Origin of the sequence: Vibrio sp. Vb1755 (genome assembly GCF_033338635.1) — a bacterium.
In the GTDB taxonomy this organism is placed as follows: Bacteria; Pseudomonadota; Gammaproteobacteria; order Enterobacterales; family Vibrionaceae; genus Vibrio; species Vibrio alginolyticus.
The window spans coordinates 1-1407 of sequence record NZ_JAWOTA010000149.1 but is presented as its reverse complement, the minus strand read 5'-3'; the positions used below and the strand labels follow the sequence as shown (position 1 = coordinate 1407).

Genomic DNA, 1407 nt, shown 5'->3' with positions numbered 1-1407 from the left:
TGGCGTTAGATGAAGAAGGGAATTTAGGTGTCAAAACACTGCAAGATGAACACGTTAAGTTTGTTCCTATTCAGTTAGTCAAAGCAGAAGAAGATGGCGTTTGGTTATCTGGGCTTGGCGAGCAAGCGGACATCATTGTATTAGGACAGGGGTTTGTTCGTGATGGCGATACCGTGATTGCGAATAAAGTCGGTGATGTCGCTGCCGATGCGGCCGAAAAATAGGGAGGCAGCATGTTTAGCATAATTGACGCTGCGTTATCCCGATCAAGAACGATGTTGACCTTGTTGGTGATGATCCTCATCGCAGGGGTCATTACTTACGTCACCATCCCAAAAGAATCTAGTCCCGATATCACTATTCCTATCATTTACGTCTCTGTGGGGCATCAAGGTATTTCTCCAACTGATGCTGAGCGTTTACTGGTTCGTCCTATCGAACAAGAACTGCGCTCAATTGAAGGAGTAAAAGAGATGACATCGGTTGCCTCCGAAGGCCACGCCTCAGTCACTTTGGAGTTTAGCGTCGGCGTGGATCTCGATAAAGCGATGGCGGATGTTCGCGACGCGGTCGATCTGGCGAAACCTAAGTTACCTGCAGACAGTGATGAACCGACGGTCAATGAAGTCACTTTTGCTTCAGAGGAACCTGTTTTAACTGTTGTGCTTTATGGCACGGTGCCAGAGAGAACCATTGTTCAAATCGCTCGAACGTTGCGTGACAGACTAGAAAGCTTCCGTCAGATCTTGGAAGTCGATATTGCTGGTGATCGTGAAGATATTGTCGAGATCGTGGTCGATCCGCTTTTAATGGAAAGCTATGGATTGGATCAGGCCGATATCTATAACTTGATCGCACTAAACAACCGAGTGGTTGCGGCGGGGTTTGTCGATACAGGATATGGGCGCTTTTCGGTCAAAGTTCCGTCGGTGTTTGATTCTCTGAAAGATGTTCTCGAATTGCCTATCAAAGTGAATGGCAAAGAAGTGATCACCTTTGGTGATGTGGCCACAGTTCGCCGAGCGTTTCGTGATCCGGAAAGCTTTGCCCGCTTGGATGGTGAGCCTGCCATTGTGCTTGACGTGAAAAAGCGTGCTGGCGAGAACATTATTGAAACTGTCGCGTTAGTTAAAGAGGTGATTGCTCAAGGGCAACTGCGAGCAGAGTGGCCAAGTAATTTGCAGGTTAAATACACTTGGGATCAGTCGGATGATGTCAAGCTGATGCTTAGTGATCTGCAAAACAACATTCTCTCGGCAATCATTTTGGTGGTCATCGTTATTATCGCGATCTTGGGGGTAAGAACGGCATTGTTGGTTGGGATCTCTATTCCAGGCTCTTTCTTAACGGGGTTGTTAGTCCTCTCGGTTTTTGGTCTTACCGTAAACATCGTGGTGCTGTTTGCCT

Annotated in this window: 2 pseudogenes; both read left to right on the top strand. The window is 47.3% G+C overall.

From position 1 onward, the window contains the following. Nucleotides 1-224: pseudogene (locus R7E00_RS23430) on the top strand (efflux RND transporter periplasmic adaptor subunit); the annotation flags it as partial. Nucleotides 225-233: 9 nt separating this feature from the next. Further along, nucleotides 234-1407: pseudogene (vmeK, locus tag R7E00_RS23425) on the top strand (multidrug efflux RND transporter permease subunit VmeK); the annotation flags it as partial.